The organism is uncultured Luteimonas sp., assembly GCF_947492465.1.
In the GTDB taxonomy this organism is placed as follows: Bacteria; Pseudomonadota; Gammaproteobacteria; order Xanthomonadales; family Xanthomonadaceae; genus Luteimonas.
Genome location: NZ_CANLNF010000002.1, coordinates 559,621 through 576,299 on the forward strand (window position 1 = coordinate 559,621; position 16,679 = coordinate 576,299).

Consider the following 16,679-nt stretch of genomic DNA (forward strand, 5'->3'; position numbering starts at 1 on the left):
TCATCCCCTTCCCTCCCTGAAGCCGCTGCCGGCACCTGCGCTCATGCCGGCATCGACCGCATGTGCGCCAGCTCCCAGAGGTGTCCGTCGGGATCCTCGAAGCCGTGCGCGTACATGAAACCGTGGTCCTGCGGCGTGCGGTGCGCCCGGCCGCCCGCGGCCACGGCCCGGTCCACCAGGTCGTCGACTTCGGCATCGCTGTCGCAGGACAGGCACACCAGCACTTCGGTCCGGGTGCGCGCGTCGGCGATGCGGCGGTCGGTGAAGGTCTGGAAGAACGGCTCGACCAGCAGCATCACGTGGATGCCCTCGGCGACCACCATGCTGGTGGCGTTCTCGTCGGTGAACCGGGGATCGAATGTAAAGCCGAGCGCGGTGAAGAATTCCACGGAGCGGGGAAGGTGCCTGACCGGAAGGTTGACGAAGATCTGGCGTGACATGGGCATTCCTGCGAAGGGGCGACGAGGCCGGGCGCCGAGAGGACGGCTGCGCTGCCGCCCTGTCCGGACGACGAGCGGCGGCGACGCGGATCGACAAGGATTCACGCCAGCGCCGGACGGGCGCGCGTAGGCTGCGCGGGCCAGGCATGCCGGAAGCGCGCTGCGACCGCGCGCATGCCGGACAGCCTCGCGACACATCACGGGTCCGACCCGCCAAGGAGAGCGACATGCGCCACACCCTTCTGTTGCCCTTGTGCCTCGCGCTGGCCGCATGCGCCTCGCCGCCGCCGGAAGCCACGGCATCGCCGCCGGGCGGCGCAGCCGCAGGCGAGCCGGTGAGCGCGCAGACGCTCGCCGCGCATGGCTGGCGCCTGGTCGAAGCCAGCGACGCCTCGGGCAAGCGCATTGATGCCCTGTTTCCCAAGTCCGACGCCGCGCTGCGCTTCGAGTTCGCCGATGGCCGCCTCGCGGTCGGCGGCGGCTGCAACCGCATGAGCGCGGCCTACACGTTCGACCGCGGCAGGCTCAGCGTGGGACCGGTGGCGCAGACCAAGATGTTCTGCGGCGGCGGCGCGCTGATGGCGGCGGACGAGGCCATCGCCGCACGGCTGTCGGGGCCGCTGACGGTCTCGGCGCAGGGCGACGCGGTGGTGCTGGCCACCGCCGACGGAGACAGGCTGGTGCTGCACGGCGAGGCGCGCGCGCAGCCGTGATGCTGGCGGCGCTCCGCCACGTCCTCGCTTGCGCACGCAGGTGATGCCGGCACGGTCGCGCCCAAGCGCCGTGCGCATGCCTCAGGTGGCCATCGCGCGCCGCCGGGCTGGCCGTGTCGATTGCCGCGCCTCGCCGCGCGGCGGTGCGCTCAGCCGCCGGCCTTGGCGTTGAGCGAATAGGTGCCGTAGATCGCGGCCTCGTCGAGCACGTGGCCCTGCATCGCGCGCAGCACGTCGCCGGCGCCGAACGTCGCGGGCAGCTCGAGCGCGTCGACGTCGAGCGCGAACACGCGGAAGAAGTAGCGGTGCACGCGCAGGTCGTTGGGCGGCGGATAGGGACCGTCGTAGCCGAGGTAGTCGCCGCCCATGTCGGCGTCGCCGGCAAACCAGCCGGTGTAGTCGTTCCGCCCCTGGCGCGCACCGGCCGGTCCGCGCGGATCGGCCTTGCCGCGCTTGTCGATGCCGTCGCTGCAGCTGCCGGCGGCGATCGCGCGCACGTCCGCGGGGATGTCGGCCATCGCCCAGTGAACGAAGTCGCCGCGCGGATGCGCGACCGGGATCGCCGCGTCCTGGCCGGCCAGCGACGGATCGGTGGGCGCGTCGGTGTCGATGCACAGCAGCGCGAACGAGCGCGTGCCTTCGGGTACGCCGTCCCAGGCCAGGTGCGGATTGCGGTTGCCACCGAAGCCGTCGGCGGCGCCCATCGCGAACTCGGCCGGGATCGGGCCGCGGTGCTGGAAGCTGTCGCTGCGGATCTGCATCGCAAGCGCTCCGGAGGGGTCAGTCCTCAGGATAGCCCAGCGCCCTGGCCACCGGCGTCAGCAGCGCGAACGGCTCCGCCAGCACCTCGGCATAGCGGCGCCAGTGGCCCGGCGCGAAATGCATGCGCGAGAGCGGGCGGCCGCTCGCCGCGACCGGCATCCCAAGCACCTGCGACAGCAGTCCGGCCAGGGCCGCCTCGTCGCTCTCGCTGCCGTCGATGCGCAGCAGCGCGACGCGGTACAGCGAAGATGCCTCGATCACCTGCGCCAGGCGGCGCTCCAGCCACCAGGCCGCTTCCATCAGCGAGGGCACGGCGAACTGCATCGGCGAACCGAACGCCACCCACTGCAGCAGCATGTCGCGCGGATCGCGCAGCACGAACAGCAGCGCACCGGCCGGCACCTGCGGACGCAGCACGCGCAGCAGGGCGTTGTCCCACCACACCAGCCATTCGATGGCGTGCGCGCCCTCGGCGCCGCGCGCCTGCAGGGTGGCCCGCCAGTCCTGCGCGGCCTGCGCCGGATCGAGTTCGCCGCCGCTCAGGGCGGGAATGCTGTCGAAGCGCTGGAACACGTCGCCGGGCGCCGCGGACGTCAGCCGGTCGCTGCGGAAGCCGCGCACGCTCGACAGCATCGTGGCCACGTTCTCCACGCACGAACCCGGCGGTCCCCACAGGAACAGGGTTTCGACGCGGCCATCGGCCTGCGCCTGCGCCGGCTCCGGCCATGGCCCGGCCGCGGTCTGTTCGGCAGGCAGGCTGACCGGCGGCAGCGGCAGCTGCGAGGGCGCGCGTCGCGCGCCGAGGGCTTCCCAGCGGGCCGCGGCCTCGCTGCAGCGCCCGGCCGCGTCCTCGAGCAGGGCCAGCCAGGCGTCCAGCGCATCGCGCGCCCGCTCGTCGGTGGCCTCCTGCAGCAGGCCGGCCACGTGCGCGACCGCGTCGGCCGGGTCGCGGCGCTGCAGCACCTGCACGATCACCGCGTGCGCCGCTCCACTGCCGGGCACGCGCGCGGCAAGCTCGCGCGCCAGCGCCAGTGCGGCGTCCTCGTCGCCGGCCTGCAGGGCCACGCCCATGCGCGCTTCCAGGGCCTCGGGCGCTTCGGGCATCGCCTCGCCCCAGCGCGCCGCCACTTCGCGCGCGCGCGCCGCATCGTCGGGTTCGAGCGCCAGCCGCGCCCGCCACAGCGCCGACGACTGCGGCGTGGCGGCCAGCAGTTCCTCGAGCGCGGCGCGCGCCTCGTCGCGATCGCCAAGGCGTTGCCACGCCGCCATCGCGGCGGCCAGCGCGCGGGCGTCGTGCGGCATCGTCGCCAGTGCCCGGCGCAGCCAGGGCAGGGCTTCGCCCGGCCGGCCCGCGGCCAGTTCGAGTTCGCCGGCCAGGCGCAGCACCGGTGGCGCGACGGTCTCCACGTCCACAAGCACGGGCGCCAGGGCCTCCAGGCCTTCGGCCGCCCTGCCCTGCCGCGCCAGGGTTTCGGCCAGCAGCAGGCGCCAGGGCAGCGCGCCGCCGTGCCCGTCGACCAGCTTGCGCAGCGCCTGTTCGGCGAAGGCGTGGTGGCCCTTGGCGTTGTAGGCGAGCGCCAGCGGCAGCAGCACCTGCGGATCGTCGGGCGCCTGCCCGGCGGCCTGCGACAGCAGCGCCAGCGCCTCGTCGGCCTGGCCGCGGCCGAGCGCGGCCATGCCCTGCACGGCGCCCAGCCAGGGATGGCCGGGCTGCAGGCGGTTGGCCAGCGTCGCCAGCCGCGTGGCTTCGTCGAGGTCGCCGCGGCCAAGCGCGAACTGGGCCTGCAGGATGTAGGCGCTGAACTGGTTGGGATCGAGGCGGATCGCCTCGTTCAGCGCTGCCTGCGCGGTGGCCATGTCGCGCGCACCGCCGAGGATCACGCCGCGCTGGAAATGCGCGTCGGCGTCTTCGGGATCGATCCCCAGCGCGGTTTCCACCGCCGCCAGGGCGGCATCGCGCTCGCCGCGGACCTGCAGCACCATGGCCAGCAGCCGGTGCGACCGCGAGGCGCCGGGTTCGGCCTCGAGCAGCGTCCGCGCGAGCGCCAGCGCCTCGTCGGCGTCGCCACGGCGCAACGCCGCGAGTATCTGTTCCTGCATGGGGATCCGGCCGCGCGGGCCTCCGGAAAACGGGCCGCCATTGTAGCGGCGCGCCCGGTTCAGCCCGCCGCCAGCCGCGCCGCCGTCCAGCGCTCGGCATAGCCGCTGCCGTGCAGGCCGTCGAGGAAGCCGCAGTGGCCGCCCCAGGGCAGGATGTCCACCGCGGCGGTGCCAGGCAGCGCCAGCGCGTGGAATTCGTCGACCGGGATCACCGGGTCGTCGGCGGCCATCAGCACGTGCGCCGGCACCTGCAGCGCGCGCAGGCGCTCGCCGGCGATGGAATAGCCGTCGAAGTAGGCGTCCAGCGAGCCCAGGTCGGTATGCCGCCGCACCAGCCAGTCGGTGAGCTCGCGCATGCCCAGGCGCAGGGTGGCGTCGTCGATGTCGAGGCGCTCGGGGAACAGGGCGCGTTTGCGCAGCAGGGAGCCGCGCCACTTGCGCTGGAAATAGTGCATGTACAGCCACAGCCCGCTTTCCATCCGCTGCATGGTGCGGGCCGGGTCGATCACCGGGCACACCGCGGCCACCCGCGCCAGCGGCAGGCCGGCGGCCGGCGCGCGCAGCGCCAGGCGCAGGGCGAAGTTGCCGCCCAGCGAGTAGCCGGCCGCCACCATCGGCCGCGCCGGGAACATCCGCGCCACGTCGCAGGCCGCGTGCACCACTTCCTCGATCCGGCAGGAATGGAAGATGTCGGGGTTGAGGTGGTGGGTGTCGCCGTGGTCGCGGAAATTGAGCCGGAACACCTCGAAGCCTCGCGCCAGCAGCTGCGCCGCGGCCAGCCGCATGTAGCTCGATTCCGCGCTGCCCTCCCAGCCGTGCAGCAGCAGGGCCAGGCCACGCGATGGCACCCCGGGCACCGCGCTGTGCAGGCCGAGCAGGCGCACCCCGTCGCCGCCGTCGACCAGGTGCGGCCGGGTCACCGCACCGGTGGCCGCCAGCGCCTGCGCGCCGCGGTGGCGTCGCCATGCGCTGGTGCCCAGGACGGTCTGCAGGTGCGGACTGCGCAGCCAGCGCGGCGGTGCGAAAGCCGCCAGGCCGCCGCCCCCGTCGCCGCCGGCCGGGCTCATGTGCGCATCGCCGCGACGATCCGCTCGCGCGCGATCTCCGCGATGCGGCGGCGGCCCTCGGCGTCGCCCGGCACCACCGGCTCCAGGAACGCCACTTCGGCCGGACGCGCCGGCTCGCCGAGCAGGCGCAGGAAGTTGCCGAAGAAGCTCTCGCCGGGCGCGAACGCGACCACCGGTTGCGCGCTGCCGCCCTCGCCGTAGCGCAGCGCCACCGGCTGCACCGGGGCGCCGGCCTCCACGGCGGCCAGGAAGATGCGCGCGTGGAACGGCCCGACCGCGCGCCCGTCGCGGGTCCGGCCTTCGGGGAATACGCCCACCGCCCGGCCCTCGCGCAGGCGCGCCAGCATCTCGTGGAGCACCCCGCCCAGCGATTCCTGGCTGCCGCGCTGGTGGAAGATCGTCTCGCCGCGCGCCACCACCCAGCCCACCACGGGCCAGCCGGCGATCTCGCGCTTGGCGACGAAGCCCATCATCCGCTGGCTGTGCAGCGCCACGATGTCGATCCAGCTGACGTGGTTGGCCACGAACAGCACCGCGCCCGGCATCGGCTCGCCGGTGCGGCGCACGCGCATGCCGAACACGCGCAGCAGCCCGCCCGACCACCAGCGCACCATGCGATGGTCGAGGCGGTCGCCGCCCGCCAGCCGGATGTCCGCGAACGGCGGCGTCAACAGCAACAGCGTGAGCGGCAGGTGCACCAGCAGGTGCCACAACAGGAAGGGGAGACGCACCGCGAAACGGAGGACACGCACGACAGGGTCAGCCAGCAGGACAGGGGGCGTCCGAAGCCGCCCACGATACCCAATGCCGGCCACGCGCGGCCAGTGACGTCTTGCCCGGGGTGCGGCCGGGGCCGATGGGAAGTCCAACGCGAAGGCGTGGCCGGAATACCCGGCTGCGCCGGAACTTCCACGTTGTCCGACCAGCCGGGACGCAGGCCATGTGCCGGCGCCGGTGGCGGCAGCAGGGATGTGGATCGTGCCGACGCCGCGATCCAGGCTTGCATCGACGAGTGCCGGCATCAGTCGGCGAGCGCCACGAGGCCGCCGCCACCCTCAAGTCTTCCTGGGACAGGCCGAGCGGATGTCCGCGCTGCTGGACCAGACCAGTGCGCTTCCGCCTGCCGGTCCGACCCCTTGCGGCCCCTTCGCGCAAAGCAGGACGACCCGTGGCCGATCGCGCACCGGGCCAGGGACGACATGGCCCCGTCCTCGCCAGGCGTCGCGCGCGGGCTCCCCGCGCGGCACGCGGGATCAGGGCCTGGCCACCACCGCCAGGGTCAGGCGCGAGATGCAGACCAGCCGGCCGGCCGCGTCCTCGATCCGGATCTCCCACACCTGCGTGCTGCGTCCGACGTGCAGCGGGCGCGCGGTGCCGGTGACCATGCCTTCGCGCACGCCACGCAGATGGTTGGCGTTGATCTCGATGCCGACCACGCCGCAACCCTCCGGCGCGCACAGGCCGCCGGCGCTGCTGCCCAGCGTTTCGGCCAGCAGCACCGAAGCGCCGCCGTGCAGCAGGCCATAGGGCTGGTGGGTGCGCGCATCCACCGGCATCGTGGCGCGCAGCCAGTCGCTGCCGATGCCGGTGAACACGATGCCCAGCGACTGGATCGCGGTATCCCGCGACATCGCGTTGAGCTGCTCGAGATCGACGTCCGCGCGGAACATCCGCGCGTCGCTCACTTGAAGCGGAACAGGCTCGGGCGCCAGGCGCGGGAGTAGGCGGCGCGACCGTAGCCGCTGCTGCTGCCGTAGCCGATGCCGAACTCGCCGTTGCCGCTGCGTTCGCGGCGCGCGTGCATGCGCTCGACCAGTTCGTCGCGGCGGCTGTCGAGCCAGTCGGTGCGGCCCACTTCGGACGGCTGCACGCCACGCTTGGTGGCTTCGCGCTCGCGGTACTCGCAGAAGTCGTCGTAGGCCTCGAGCTCGTGGCGCAGTTCACGCACGCACAGCTCGATCATGATCGCGTCGTCGAGGTAACCGAGCACCTGCACGTGGTCCGGGATCACGTCCTTGGGATCGGCGAAGTAGACCAGTGCCGACAGCACGTGCTGCAGGTCGGCGTCGTCCAGGTGCCAGCCTTCGTCCCGGACCATGGCGATCATGTCGTCGAGCCGCTCGAGCCGCTCACGGATGAAGTCGGGCGTCTTGACCTGCTGCGCGCCTTCCAGCAGCGCAGCGGCCGCCTGCACGATCTGCTCGGGACTCTTGTCCTCAGCGGCCTTGCGTGCGGCCTTGAGCGCACTGGTGAAGTGCTCGAGGTCCTGGTCGTTGAGATCGATGGTCAGCGAAAGCGACATAGCCGGTCCAGTGTCGGAAAGATGCGCAGCCTAGGCTCGGCGGCGCGCGCGCGTCAATGCTGGACGACTGCCGCCCGCCGCATTGGAATCAGGCGAAACGGAATGGCGTGGTCACCGGCTTGGGGGCGTAGTTGCGGCCGCTGGCATAGCCGCTGCTGTTGCCGTAGCCGACGCCAAAGCCGCGCTCGCGGCGTTCGAAGGCCGGCCGCGGACGCAGGCCGCCGGGACTCGGGGAAGCGGTGCGAAGCGTGGAGACGGAGGTGGTGGTGAAGTGGTTCATGGCGCGTCCTCGTGGGGGAATGTGTTTTGGTGTGTTGGTAGAGTAGTACACCAGACCGGTTCGGTCATGGGCCGGAAGTCACGGTTCCGCAAATGGGGTGCGGATTGCCGGAACTCGTTGATTGGGATGGGATCGGGAGGCCGCGGGTTGCGGCGGCGAGGCATGACTGACGACACCCCGCCCTTGGGAGCGTCGCCGCCGGCTCAGAGGATCGGGGCCAGTCCGGCGCCGAAGGCGGTGAAGATGCGCGTGAGCAGGGTGCGGAAGCCGAGGTTGACCTCGGGAAAGTCGCCGACCGGGTCGTAGCAGGCACGGAAGCCCGGATCGAAGGGCGACAGCGGCTCCGGGCAGGCGGGCCCGGGCCGGAACTCGTAGCTGGTCGCGTAGCGCACCGGCCACAGGTCGAACACCGGCAGGTGCTCGGACACCTTGGTCAACGAGTATTCGAGTCCGGAGAACACCGGCGGCCGGTCGCGCCTGGCGATGGTCCAGGCGTTCTCCGGCGCCAAGTCGCGGCGGATGCTGTCGCCCAGCGCGCGCGCGAACGCGGGGTCGTCGATGATCACCGCGCTTTCGGTGTTGTAGTCGTCGCCGCGCGGGTCGAAGTTGTGGGTGCCGACCACGCCGATGCGCCCGTCGATCACCAGCGACTTGGCGTGCAGGCCGAAGCGCACGCCGGCGCGCTTGAGCGGCACGCGCTGGTGCACGCCGATGCCGGCGTAGCGCAGCGCGGCGTACTCGCGCTCCAGCGGCGGGGTGCGGCGCTGGGTTTCCTCCGGTTCCGGCGCGATCCGGCCGATGTTGGCGCTGCCGTCGCGGTTCCAGGAGATGTCGACCGCGCCGGTGGCGTCCAGGTCGATCGGCGCATCCTCCGGGAACGGCTTGAACTCGTGGATCTCGAAGCCGAAGTCGCGCAGGTGCCGGCGCTTGTACTTGTACGACAGCGCATAGGTGATGAACGAATCGGTCGCGGCCAGGCTGTTGGTGGACACGATCACGCGCGGCGACGAGGGCCGCTCGTGCATGCGTCCGAACATGGCCTGCGCCTGCCCGGACAGCACCAGGTACGGCGTCTGCAGCAGCACCTCGTGCTGCGCCGATTCGATCAGCTCGTTGAGCAGCGGCGAGGCGTGCACCGCGTTCGCGGCCAGTTCGCGGTCGCGGCGGTGCTTCTGCGGCAGGTCGGCGATGAACACCACCTCGCCCACCGGGATCGCGGCCTCGACCAGCCGTTCGCGCACCAGGTCCGCGTTCGCGGCCGCGCGCGACACCGCCTCCACCCGCGCGGGCCGCTCGTAGGGCCATTCGGGCAGCGGCGGCGCGCCCTTGCGCAGCAGGTGCCGGCCGACGTCGTTGAGCCGCGCCACCGGCACGCTCAACCGCGCATTCCAGAACGCCTCGAAATTGGCCGCCATGTCGGCCGTCACCGGGCCGCTGACCAGCACGTCGCGGTCGCGGAAGTTGTACTCGGCGCTCCAGTCGTAGTAGTCGTCCTGGTAGTTGCGCCCGCCGGTGATGCCGACCAGCCCGTCGACCAGCAGCAGCTTGCTGTGCATGCGCTGGTTGAGCCGGCGCCAGCAGCAGGCCGCGGCCCAGGCGTACATCGGATAGGTGATGCGCGCGCGGTCGAGCACCGGGTTGTAGATGCGGATCTCGAAGTTGACGTGGGCCGAGGCCAGCGCCGCCAGGGTGTCGACCTGCTTGAGCGCGGACAGCTGGTCGACCAGCACCCGCACGCGCACCCCGCGCCGCGCCGCCGCCATCAGCTCGTCGAGCACCAGGTGGCCGGCGTCGTCCTCGTCGAAGATGTAGGTCTGCAGGTCGATGCTGTGGCGGGCGCCGCGGATCAGGTCCAGGCGCGAGACCAGCGCGTCCTGGCCGTAGTCGAGCAGCAGCGCGTAGTGGCGCGGTTGCGCCGGCGCGCTTTCGGCCATCGCCCGTTCGCCCAGTTCGCGCAGCGGCGAGGGCCGCGCGCAGGCGTCGGCGGCCTCGCAGGTGACCAGGGGCGAACGCGCCTGCGCGGCGATCGCCGCGGCCTGGTCGCGCTGCAGCGCCGACAGGCCGCCGCAACCGCTGCAGGCCAGGGCCAGCAGCGCCAGGAGCGCCCGCAGTGCGGTCATGGCGCCGGCGCGGGCCGGGTGCGGATGCGCAGGTTGAACACCACCCGGTCGGACAGGGCGAAGCCCCAGCGGTCCATCGCGTAGTCGCTGCGGTAGACCACGCCGCTGGCCACCACGTCGCAGTCGATGGTCGGACGCGCGCAGGTGGCCGGCTCGAGCGTGAACACCTCGCGCCGGCGCACGCCGCGGATCGTCAGCGCGCCGCCCAGCAGCCCGCCCTCCTGCAGCAGGTCGCCGGTGTAGGGATCGGACACGAACTCCACCCAGGGGTGGTGGTCGGCATCGAAGAAGCCGTTGCCGCGGGTGATCTTCGAATAGCGCGGATGGTCGAGGATCTCGACCTCGCGCGTGGGCAGGCGCAGGCGCACCTGGCGGCGCTGCTCCGACACCTCGACGATCTCGCCCTGCCAGTCCGGGAACCGGCCCTCGAGCGACTGGCCCCAGCGCGTCTTCAGGGTGAAGCCGATACGCGAGAGCGCGGTATCGATTTCAGACGCGGGCGCCGACAGCGCGGCCGCCAGTCCCAGCAACGCCAGCCAACGCAGCCGCTGGCAGGTCCGGCGCATCGTCCCAGTCCTCACGGCCACCAGAAGGCGGAGACCGAGGCGATGCCCGGCTCGATCGGCGTGTCCTCCTGCAGGTGCAGGACCGCCACCGCCGCCGGGGGCATGCCGCGGTAATCGCCCGACTGGCCGCTGTGGAGCAGCGCCAGCAGCCGCTCCAGGCCGGGGTTGTGGCCGACCAGCAGCAGCCGGTCGACGTCGCGGTGGCTGTCGACCAGGCCCGCCAGGGTCCCGGCGGTCGCCTCGTAGATCGACGCCTCCAGGCGCTTGTCCAGCTCGCCCACCACCTGGGTGACCGCGTCCAGGGTCTCGCGCGTGCGCCGCGACGGCGAACACAGGACCAGGTCGGGCAACAGCGACTTGTCGCGCATCCACGCGGCCACCGCCTCGGCTTCGGCCAGGCCTTCGGCCGAGAGCGGCCGGTCGAAGTCGGCCTGCCCGGTGCGCGGCAGCTCGGCATGGGCATGCCGCAACAGGATCAGTTCACGCATGGCGGGCGTACTCCGGAAGGTGCGGGCTCAGGCGCGCTTGAGCCATTTGAGCAGGGGCTGCCAGTCGGCCTGGTGATCGCGCACCTGGGCCGAGTTGTAGTCGAACAGGCTCTTGCCGAAGCCCACCAGCATCACGTAGGCCTGGCTGTCGCGCAGCTGCGCCACCAGCGGGTACGGCCATTGGCCCAGCAGCTCCATGGCCTGCTGCGAGGCATTGGTCCAGGGCCGCAGGCGGTTGCCGACCAGGCCCACCGGCAGCGCGCCGCTGCGCACCCGCGGGTGCTTGGCCAGGGCATTGAGGAAGGGCACGGTGGCATCGATGTCGAGCGCCGACGGCAGCACCGGCACCACCAGCGCATCGGCGTGCTCGAGGTAGACCTCCAGCGCGTCGGCGTGGGCGCCGGCCGGGGCATCGACCACCACCCGGTCGGTGCCCTCGGGGATCGACTTCCATGCGGTCTTGTGGCGACTGCTGCCGTCGATCGGCAGGACCGCGCTCTCCAGCCCGGCGCGACGTTCGGCCCAACGCGTGGACGAGCCCTGTGGATCGGCATCGATGATCACCGTGCTGCGCCCCGCCAGGGCCGATTCGGCCGCCAGATGGGTGGCGATCGTGGTCTTGCCGACACCGCCCTTGGAACTGGCCACCAGCACGGTCTTCATGCATTGCCTCCGCCACGGGAACGAGCCGCGAGCGTACACCGGCGGCGTGGTCGTCGCGACCACATGGCCGCGGAACCCGCGCGGGGTCCGCGCGCTTGACGCAACTTTTACAAACTGGCGGATGCGGATGTCGTGATGATCGCGCTCGCCTGTTGCGGCAGGCGCTTCCCGCGCGTCACGGGACCGGGACCCAGGCGCGGCCGCGCGGCCGCCCGCGTCTGCTATCGTCGCCCGGCCCGCCACCACCCCCCGAACATGAGCGACCTGCAGGACCTCGTGGCGCTGATCCGCGCCGACACGCCGCTCATCGTGGTCGAGACACCCGACGAGATGCGGGCCGTGCAGCTGTTCCAGCAGTCGCTGACCCGGGTCTGGCGTGCGCTGTACCGCTGGTCGATCACCGAAGGACTGCGTCGCATCGACCTGGACGGCGAGGATCCGGCACAGGTGCCGCCCGATGCGGGCAGCACCCTGTCCGCGATCCGCAACGCCGGCCAGCGCGGCGTCTACCTGCTGCTCGATTTCCATCCCTACCTGGGCTATGCCGGCACCCAGCGGCAGCTGCGCGAGATCCTGCAGCGGCGCGGCTGCCTGGCCCATACCGTGGTGCTGGTGGGGCACAAGGTCGAACTGCCGGGCGAACTCGAGGCCAAGGCCGCGCGCCTGCGCCTGCGGCTGCCCGACGCCAACGCACTGCTCAAGCTGGTGCGCGAGGAGATCGCCGCCTGGCAGCGCGAGAACGAGGGCCGGCGGCTCGAAGCCGACGAGGCGGTGGTGCGCCGGGTCGTGCGCAACCTGCAGGGCCTGGACGCGATGGACGCACGCCGGATCGCGCGCCACCTGATCCACGACGACGGCGCACTGGGCCCGGACGACCTGCCGGAACTGGCGCGGCTGAAGTTCGAGCTGCTCAACCGCAGCGGCCACCTGCATTACGAGTACGACACCGCGCGCTTCGCCGACGTGGCCGGCGCGCGCCGGCTCAAGCGCTGGATCGAGCAGCGCCGGCGCGTGTTCGCCGAGGGCGAGGCGCCACCGGGCCTCGATCCGCCCAAGGGCATCCTGCTGCTGGGCGTGCAGGGCTGCGGCAAGTCGCTGCTGGCCAAGGCGGTGGCCGGCGGCTTCGGCGTGCCGCTGGTGCGGCTGGACTTCGGCACGCTCTACGCCAAGTACCACGGCGAGACCGAGGCCAACCTGCGAGCGGCGCTGGCCCAGGCCGAGCAGCTGGCGCCGTGCGTGCTGTGGATCGACGAGATCGAGAAGGGCCTGGCCGCGGGCAGCGCCGATGGCGATGGCGGCGTGTCGCGGCGCGTGCTGGGCTATCTGCTGACCTGGATGGCCGAGCGCCGCTCGAGCGTGTTCCTGGTCGCCACCGCCAACCAGGTGCAGGAGCTCCCGGCCGAACTGCTGCGCAAGGGCCGCTTCGACGAGATCTTCTTCGTCGACCTGCCCGATGCCGACACCCGCGCGCACGTGTTCGAGCTGCACCTGCGCCGGCGCGAACTGCCGGCCGACCGCTTCGACCTGCCCGCCCTGGCGCAGGCCTCGCAGGGTTTCTCCGGCGCCGAGATCGAGCAGGCCATCGTCGCGGCCCTGTACACCGCCCACGCCGATGGCCGCGCGGTCGACAACGTCCTGCTGCTGGAAGAGATCGGCGCCACCCGCCCGCTGTCGGTGGTGATGCGCGAACAGGTCGAGGCGCTGCGCGCCTGGGCCGCCAGCCGGACGGTGCCGGCCGACTGAGGCGGCTCAGCCGGCCCGGCGCGCGCGCACCCGCGCCTTGCCGCCGCTGCGCTCGAAGGCGAAGGCGTACATCAGGCGGATCGGCACCGCGCGCACCATCACGCCCTCGCCGCTGCAGTCCTCGGTCACCGGCTGTTCCCCGGGAAACTCGCACAGCGCGGCCGCGAAGAACGTCCATTGCCGCACCGCGGCCAGCGCCGCCGCCACGTACCCCGCGTCGGGCTGCGCATCGCAGGCATCGACCCCGGGCATGTGCCGCGCTTCCGACACCTGGCCTTCGACATCGATGACGATCTCCACGCACACCTCGGTGCGTCCGTCCGGGCCGCGGGCCTCGTCCGCCAGCACGGGCAGCGGCTCGTGGATCGGCACCGCCATGAGGAAGCCCTGCCGCGTCTCCAGCGTCATGGTAGCGGCGCCCGGCGGCAGCACCATCCGCTTGTCGATCGCGGTGCCGCGGCTGGCGCAGCCGGCAAGTCCGACGACAGCGGCGGCCATGACCAGGCCGTCCCTCACCCGCCGGCGGCCCCTGGTCCGGGCGGGCGCGAACGCCACGCGCGGATCGTCCGACCCCCCAAGGCGCGGGCCTTTCATCGACGCGGCGGCATCCAGCCATGGGGTGGATCGGACGGCACCCCGGCCTCGGCCAGCACGCGCGCCACCAGCTGCTGCTCGGTGCGGATGTCCGGGTCCGACAGCAGTCGGACGAACTGCGCCGCGCCGCCACGCGGCTGCTGCTGGGCGATCCGCCCCCACTGCAGCATCCGCCAGTCCAGCGCGCGCTGCCGCTCCTCCACCTGGGCGCGTTCCGCCGTGGTGGTCGCCAGCGCCCGCAGCATCGCCAGGCCGGCGTGCTCGTCGCCGACCCGGCCGGAGCCGTCGGCCAGCAGGCCTGCCGCGTGGCGGCAGTCGTCGCGACGCGCGGGACGTGCGCGCAGCATCGGCTCGCTGCAGGCCTCGAGCAGGGTCGCCAGTCCCGGAACCGCGGCCGCCGTCCACAGCCCCATCGCCGAGACCGCTGCCGCCTCGTCGACGCGGTACTCACCGTCGCCGGCCATCGCGGCCTGTTCGGAAGCCGATGGCGGGGACCGGCGGTACGCCGCCATGATCCAGCGCACGCCCTCGTACATGTGGGCATCGGCGTGCGTGGCCTCGCGCGCGGCGGACAGCAGCGCCTCGGCGTCGAGGTCCAGGTGCAGCAGCGGATACAGGTTGCCCGGATCCGCCGCCTGCCAGCGGCCTGCCGCGGCGCGGCGCATTGCGTTGTCCGCAGCCGCGCCGGAGCCCGCCAGCAGCTGGTTGGCCAGAATGTCCTGGCCGGCCTTCGCCGCGGCTGCGCGTCGCCAGGCCTGCGCCTGCGGATCGGCCGGTGCCGCGCCCGGCGCAGCGTCGTCCGTGGCGGGACTGCGCCGAGCAGCCTCCGCCATGTCGCGCAACACCGCGGCCAGGGCCAGTTCGCGCGCCGAACCCGAACCTGCGAGCGATCCGGCCAGGCGCGTGGTGTAGGCCTCGACGGCCGTCGCCTGCGCCAGTGCGGTGGGGTCGGCATCGTTCCAGTCCTGCGCCCGCGCGCCGGGGGCGAGCAGCAGGGCGCTCATTGCAAGACGCGTGAGGATCGACTTGATCATGCGCAGACCGGGAGTGGTGGAGACGCGCAGAATAGCGCCCGCGCGGCCGGCCGCCTGCTCCGGCGCCGCCATGGCGACGCCGCCCCGTCTTCGTCAGTACCCGGCCGCCTGCCCGTCCTTGCGCGACTCGCTGGCGCCGGTCCAGCCGCCGTGCGGGTTGGCCATGATCGCCTGGTAGCCGCCGTAGGGGCCGTCGGCGAAGCGCACGCTGTGGCCCTTGCGCATCAGCGCACGCACGGTCTCGTAGGGAAAGCCGGTTTCCAGTTCGACCCGGCCGCCGTCTGCCATGGCCTCGGCCTGGCCCGCCGGATCGGTGGAGCCGTCGTGCTGGATGCGCGGCGCGTCGCCGGCTTCCTGCAGGTTCATGCCGAAGTCGATCAGGTTGAGCAGGATCTGCACGTGGCCCTGCGGCTGCATCGCGCCGCCCATCACGCCATAGCTCAGCCAGGGCTTGCCGCCCTTCGTCACGAACGCCGGGATGATGGTGTGGAACGGACGCTTGCCCGGCGCGAAGCTGTTGGGATGGCCTGGCTTGAGCACGAACTGCTCGCCGCGATCCTGCAGGATGAAGCCCAGCCCCGGCGGCGCCATGCCGCTGCCCATGCCGCGGTAGTTGGACTGGATCAGCGACACCATCATGCCGTCGGCATCGGCGGTGGTGAGATAGATGGTGTCGCCCTCGTTGAGCTGCGGGATCACCCCAGGCTCGGCCGCCTGCATGGCGCGATCCATCGAGATCAGGCGGCCGCGTTCGCGCGCATAGTCCTTCGAGACCAGGCGCGCGACGGGGGTACGGTAGAAGTCCGGATCGGCGTAGGAGGCGGCGCGGTCGGCGAACGCCAGCTTCTTGGCCTCGACGAACAGGTGCACGTGCTCGGGGCTGCCGAAGCCGTAGGCCTTGAGGTCGTAGGGTTCGAGCAGGTTGAGGATCTGCAGCGCGGCGATGCCCTGGCCGCTGGGCGGCAGCTCCCAGACGTCGTAGCCGCGATAGTTGGTGGAGACCGGATCGACCCACTCGCCCTGGTGCGCGGCCAGGTCGTCATAGGACAGGAAGCCGTCGTGGGCCTTGAAGTAGGCGTCGATGGTGCGGGCGATGTCGCCCTTGTAGAACGCGTCGCGGCCGCCGTCGGCGATCCGCTGCAGGGTGTCGGCGAGGTGGGGGTTCTTCCAGGTCTCGCCGCTGCGCGGCGCGCGCCCGTCGATGGTGAACTGCTCGGAAAATCCCGGCCACTTCGACAGCCGCGGCACCGAGCGGTCCCAGTAGTAGGCGATCACCTCGTGCACGGGATGGCCGTCGCGCGCGTAGCCGATCGCCGGGGCCAGGTTCTGCGCCATGGTGCGCTTGCCGAAGCGCCCGTGCAGGGCGAACCAGCCGTCGACCGTGCCCGGCACCGTCACCGGCAGCGGCCCGTGCGACGGCACCTCGGTCAGGCCGCGGCGTTCGAACTCGGCCAGCGTGAGCGAGCGCGGCGAACGACCCGAGCCGTTGTAACCATGCAGTTTCTGCGTCTTCGGATCCCAGACGATGGCGAACAGGTCGCCGCCGATGCCGTTGCCGGTGGGCTCCATCAGGCCCAGCGCGGCGTTGGCGGCGATGGCCGCGTCGACCGCGCTGCCGCCGGCCTTCATCACGTCGAGCGCGATCTGCGTGGCCAGCGGATGCGAGGTCGCCGCCATCGCGTGCGGCGCATGCACCTCGCTGCGGGTGGCGAAGGTGTGCCCGGTGATGCGGTCGGCGGCCCCGGCCGCCGCGACGCCGCCGAGGGCGGCGGCGAGCGTGATGATCCTGGCGGTGGTGCGCATGCGG

Annotated in this window: 17 protein-coding genes; 2 read left to right on the forward strand and 15 right to left on the reverse strand. The window is 72.5% G+C overall.

Annotated elements, in window-relative coordinates; translation table 11 throughout:
• Positions 1–41: 41 nt before the first annotated feature.
• A complete protein-coding gene (locus tag Q0863_RS07540; RefSeq protein WP_298576906.1) occupies positions 42–440 on the reverse strand; it encodes a VOC family protein in 399 nt (132 codons plus the stop codon).
• A 227-nt stretch (positions 441–667) separates the two neighbouring features.
• Between Q0863_RS07540 and Q0863_RS07545 the strand changes: the two genes are divergently transcribed.
• Positions 668–1,153: an META domain-containing protein gene (locus tag Q0863_RS07545; RefSeq protein ID WP_298576908.1), complete on the forward strand. Its 486-nt coding sequence runs from the start codon at positions 668–670 to the stop codon at positions 1,151–1,153.
• Between the two features lie 149 nt (positions 1,154–1,302).
• Here the strand turns inward: Q0863_RS07545 and Q0863_RS07550 are convergent, their stop codons facing one another.
• The 11 genes from Q0863_RS07550 to Q0863_RS07600 form a co-directional block, all read right to left on the reverse strand.
• Positions 1,303–1,914 carry a YbhB/YbcL family Raf kinase inhibitor-like protein gene (locus tag Q0863_RS07550; protein WP_298576910.1) on the reverse strand — a complete coding sequence of 204 codons (612 nt, stop codon included), beginning with the start codon at positions 1,912–1,914 and terminating at the stop codon, positions 1,303–1,305.
• A gap of 19 nt (positions 1,915–1,933) precedes the next feature.
• Positions 1,934–4,015 (reverse strand): tetratricopeptide repeat protein, encoded by a 2,082-nt coding sequence (locus Q0863_RS07555; protein ID WP_298576911.1) that lies wholly within the window; start codon positions 4,013–4,015, stop codon positions 1,934–1,936.
• Between the two features lie 59 nt (positions 4,016–4,074).
• Positions 4,075–5,082 carry an alpha/beta fold hydrolase gene (locus Q0863_RS07560; RefSeq protein ID WP_298576913.1) on the reverse strand — a complete coding sequence of 336 codons (1,008 nt, stop codon included), beginning with the start codon at positions 5,080–5,082 and terminating at the stop codon, positions 4,075–4,077.
• A complete protein-coding gene (locus Q0863_RS07565; protein ID WP_298577083.1) occupies positions 5,079–5,888 on the reverse strand; it encodes a lysophospholipid acyltransferase family protein in 810 nt (269 codons plus the stop codon). The genes Q0863_RS07560 and Q0863_RS07565 overlap by 4 nt, the downstream gene beginning before the upstream one ends.
• 447 nt (positions 5,889–6,335) lie before the next feature.
• On the reverse strand, positions 6,336–6,752 hold the full coding sequence (locus tag Q0863_RS07570; protein ID WP_298576914.1) for a hotdog fold thioesterase: 417 nt from the start codon (positions 6,750–6,752) through the stop codon (positions 6,336–6,338).
• An 11-nt stretch (positions 6,753–6,763) separates the two neighbouring features.
• The gene (locus Q0863_RS07575) at positions 6,764–7,384 is read right to left on the reverse strand and encodes a YkvA family protein (protein WP_298576916.1); all 621 of its coding nucleotides are present in this window, start codon (positions 7,382–7,384) and stop codon (positions 6,764–6,766) included.
• Between the two features lie 88 nt (positions 7,385–7,472).
• Positions 7,473–7,664, reverse strand: a complete 192-nt coding sequence (locus Q0863_RS07580) for a hypothetical protein (protein WP_298576917.1) — start codon at positions 7,662–7,664, stop codon at positions 7,473–7,475.
• A gap of 203 nt (positions 7,665–7,867) precedes the next feature.
• Complete coding sequence (locus tag Q0863_RS07585) at positions 7,868–9,784, reverse strand: phospholipase D family protein (RefSeq protein WP_298576918.1); 1,917 nt, start codon at positions 9,782–9,784, stop codon at positions 7,868–7,870.
• On the reverse strand, positions 9,781–10,350 hold the full coding sequence (locus Q0863_RS07590) for a YceI family protein (RefSeq protein ID WP_298576919.1): 570 nt from the start codon (positions 10,348–10,350) through the stop codon (positions 9,781–9,783). Before Q0863_RS07590 ends, Q0863_RS07585 begins: the two co-directional genes overlap by 4 nt.
• Before the next feature lie 11 nt (positions 10,351–10,361).
• Positions 10,362–10,838, reverse strand: coding sequence for a histidine phosphatase family protein (locus Q0863_RS07595; RefSeq protein ID WP_298576920.1), 477 nt, complete (start codon positions 10,836–10,838; stop codon positions 10,362–10,364).
• Between the two features lie 27 nt (positions 10,839–10,865).
• Positions 10,866–11,501, reverse strand: a complete 636-nt coding sequence (locus Q0863_RS07600; protein WP_298576921.1) for a ParA family protein — start codon at positions 11,499–11,501, stop codon at positions 10,866–10,868.
• Positions 11,502–11,756: 255 nt separating this feature from the next.
• Between Q0863_RS07600 and Q0863_RS07605 the strand changes: the two genes are divergently transcribed.
• Complete coding sequence (locus Q0863_RS07605; RefSeq protein WP_298576923.1) at positions 11,757–13,244, forward strand: AAA family ATPase; 1,488 nt, start codon at positions 11,757–11,759, stop codon at positions 13,242–13,244.
• A 6-nt stretch (positions 13,245–13,250) separates the two neighbouring features.
• Here Q0863_RS07605 and Q0863_RS07610 read toward each other — a convergent pair whose 3' ends face one another.
• From Q0863_RS07610 to ggt, 3 genes are all read right to left on the reverse strand, one after another.
• Positions 13,251–13,742: a hypothetical protein gene (locus Q0863_RS07610; RefSeq protein WP_298576925.1), complete on the reverse strand. Its 492-nt coding sequence runs from the start codon at positions 13,740–13,742 to the stop codon at positions 13,251–13,253.
• Positions 13,743–13,834: 92 nt separating this feature from the next.
• Positions 13,835–14,872, reverse strand: a complete 1,038-nt coding sequence (locus tag Q0863_RS07615) for a hypothetical protein (RefSeq protein ID WP_298576926.1) — start codon at positions 14,870–14,872, stop codon at positions 13,835–13,837.
• 93 nt (positions 14,873–14,965) lie between these two features.
• Positions 14,966–16,675 carry a gamma-glutamyltransferase gene (gene ggt, locus Q0863_RS07620; protein ID WP_298576927.1) on the reverse strand — a complete coding sequence of 570 codons (1,710 nt, stop codon included), beginning with the start codon at positions 16,673–16,675 and terminating at the stop codon, positions 14,966–14,968.
• Positions 16,676–16,679 lie beyond the last annotated feature (4 nt).